The organism is Stenotrophomonas sp. HMWF023 (assembly GCF_003060985.1).
In the GTDB taxonomy this organism is placed as follows: Bacteria; Pseudomonadota; Gammaproteobacteria; order Xanthomonadales; family Xanthomonadaceae; genus Stenotrophomonas; species Stenotrophomonas lactitubi.
On record NZ_QAIJ01000034.1, the window covers coordinates 1 to 3,399 of the forward strand.

The 3,399-nt window shown below is 61.0% G+C and carries 1 protein-coding gene; it reads left to right on the plus strand.

Features of this window, described 5'->3' with window-relative positions; all coding sequences use genetic code 11:
• Nucleotides 1-74: 74 nt before the first annotated feature.
• A partial coding sequence (locus DBR20_RS01490) for an RHS repeat-associated core domain-containing protein (protein ID WP_258223086.1) occupies nucleotides 75-3,399 on the plus strand: 3,325 nt, incomplete at its 3' end.

Here is a 3,399-nt window from a genome sequence, read left to right on the forward strand (position 1 = left end):
TTGTACGTTCCTACCACTCGCTCGGACAAGTGCAGGTGTCGCCCGATTTGGGGGGCAGTTGGACGCACACGTATATGGGGCGTTTGACCTCAGCGTGGGGCTACAGTCGATTTACAGAGTCAGGCTACCTGGAGACCTACCGCCAGGGGCGTGGTGAGCGCGCCGCTGACGAAACGCTGACGCCTCTGGATAACGGAGGATACAAACTGGTCGAGTCGAATGGCACTACGCGGCGGTTCGACAGGTGGGGTCAGCTCATCGCGATCGTTCACCCCGACCCGCAGTACTCCGTCACTCTGGAGCATGATGACGACGGAAGGCTGGTGCGCGCCGTTGACGGGCTTGGGCGAGCTCTCCATTTCGCATATGAAAAGAGCAGGCTTGTGTCCATTGAGCTGCCTGATGGATCGATGGCCAGATACAGCTACGACGCGTCCGGCAACCTCACCCATGTGATCAGGCCAGACGGATCATCACGGCAGTATCTGTATGCCGAGCCGGGACTCGCTCCTGCAGACAGCCGCAATCTGCTGACCGGGATCATCGAGGGCAGCGAGCGCTACGCGACTTTCTCCTATAATGAGCAAGCCAAAGTTACTGGAAGTCATCTGTGGGCCTCCGGGGCGCCTGTGGATGCCTTGGGCATCAGTTACAACGCTGATGGATCGGCGACCTCGGTGAACAGCCTGGGCGAGGTCCGTCAGCATCTTGTTGGCGGACCAAATTACCGGCAGATCACCCAGACATCCGATTCCCGCGGCAGTGCTTCGTTCGGATTTCTGCCCAGCGGCCGCAGATCTTATGCCCAGGATGCAATGGGAAATCGTGTCACCTACGCATATTTCGACAACAACAATGGCAGCCACTCCCAAGAACAGGTGACTACCGAAGAGGCACTGGGACGGGTGACAAGGACCACGCGCGACGCAGCTAACCGCGTGGTCGAGGACCGGGTCGGTCAGAAGACCGCCGACGGTGAACAACTCGTGTCACTCACTCGAAGGGTGCCGGATGCACAGGGGCGCGATCTCTATGTATGCGAGTACGATGCAGTGCAGCGTACTGATTACGTATGCGGCTCGCTGCAAACCGCTCCCGCCAACGTAAGGCAGATGGCCAACACCTATTGCACGGCTGCCGACGTTGCGACGAATGCTTCGCTCTGTCCCATTGTTGGCTTGCAGCGCTCAAGCGCGGACGCGGCAGGTCATACCACGCAGTTCGAGTACTATGCGGCCAATGACGCCACATGTGAGACGGGCGGCGCCTGCTCCTACAGGAAAGGTGACCTGCGTGCCATCGTTAATGCGCTGGGCCAGCGTGCGGAAATTCTGGAATATGACGCGCTGGGAAATGCGGTGCTCACCCGTGGAGTCGATGGTGTCGAAACCGAACGGCTCTTCGATGGTGGCGGCCGAATACTGACTGAGACGATCAAGGGGGAATCATCGGCCCATGATCGCATCACGCTGTACGAATACAGTTCGACCGGGAAGCGGACTCGGATCATCGGGCCCGATGGGGTATGGATCCGGATGGTGTATGACACGGCCGATCGCCTGGCGGGAATCGAGGACGCTGCAGGGAATCGTATTGTCTACACCCTTGACGCTGCGGGGAATCGGGTTCGCGAAGAAGTCCTCGACGCCGGCGGCGGACTGAAGCGATTTACGGATCGCCAGTTCGATACCGCCAGCCGCATGACACGTCAGACAGGGGCGCAGGGGCAGGCGACAAACTATCGCTACGATGCCAATGGCAATGTGCTGGAAGTGCAAAGTCCATTGGGCGTGGTGTCCACCAGCACCTTTGATGGTGCGGGGCAGCCCAAGGTGCAGGTGAGGGACGCAGGTGGGATCGGCGAAACACTCCATTACGACTATGCGCCTGATGGCCAGATCGAGCAGGTCATCGACCCCAATGGCTTGCATACCACCTATGCCTACAACGGCTTTGGCGACCTGACGGGTCAGGTCAGCCCGGATAGCGGAGGCACCGGCTTCACTGTAGACAGTGCAGGGAACCGCAAAACGCGCACCGATGCGCGTGGCATTACCGCGACCTACAGCTATGACGCGCTCAATCGTCTGGTGGGTGTGGCTTACCCCGACCCCAACATGGACGCGGGCTATCACTACGACGTGGCCCCGGCAGTGTGTGCAAGCGACGAGCGCTTCGCGAAGGGCCGGTTGTCCGAAGTGCTGCACAATGGTGGACGTACGATCTATTGCCATGACCGCTTCGGCCAGGTCACCCGCAAGGTGCAGACTGTGAATGGGGTCGCCAGCACCCTGCGCTACGCCTATAGCAAGTCCGGTCGCCTCACATCGCTGACGTATCCGGATGGCAGCGTGGCTGACTATGTGCGCGATACGTTGGGCCGCATCAGCCAGATTGGCCTGACCCGTCCGGGGCAGGCGCGACATGTGGTGGTCAACGGGGTCACCTATGCGGCCTTCGGCCCAGCCACCGGCTGGAACTACGGCAATGGCCGCCAGTTGCAGCGTCCCCTGGATCTGGACTACCGCCCGAAGGCCGTACACGACCCGGCTGCTGGTGGCCTGTCCCTAGGCTTTGGCTATGACCCGATGGGTTCGATCACCGAATTGAAGAATGGTGTAGGCACCGTCGTGCAGGCCAAGTACGCGTACGACGCACTTGGGCGCCTGACCCAGACCCAGGACGGCCCGACCGGTACGCCGATCGAAACCTACGGTTATGACGCCACGGGCAATCGCACTTCGCTGACCACTTCGGCTGGCACGTCGACCTATAGCTATCCGGCTGATAGCCATCGTCTGGTGGCCGTAGGCGGAGAGGCTCGCAACCACGACGCGGCAGGCAACACGACCAGCGTCGGTAGCAAGGCCTTCACCTACGACAACGCCAATCGCATGAATGCGGTCAAGGTGGGTGGCGCGGTGGCCGAACGCTACGGCTACAACCATCGCGGCGAGCGCGTACTGCGAGCACCGGAAGGCGGAGATGCCCAGATCACGGTCTATGACGAGACCGGCCAGTGGCTGGGCAACTATTCGGCCACGGGTCAGGCTCAGCAGCAGGCGATCTGGCTGGACAACTACCCAGTGGCGCTGACCAATGTGCCGGGCGCTGGAGTACCGGAGCTCGCCTACATCCAGCCCGATCACCTGGGTACGCCGCGCGTGGTGATCGATCCGGTGAGGGATGTTGCGATCTGGGAGTGGAGCAGCAAGAGCGAGGTGTTTGGCGATCAGGCGCCGGCCAATGATCCCGATGGGGATGGTGTGGCGTTCGAACTGGCGCTGCGTTTCCCGGGGCAGCAGGCTACAGACGCGAGTGGGATGTTTTATAACTACCAGCGTGAGTATGACCCGAAGGTGGGCCGCTACTCTCAGAGTGATCCGATCGGCCTTTTGG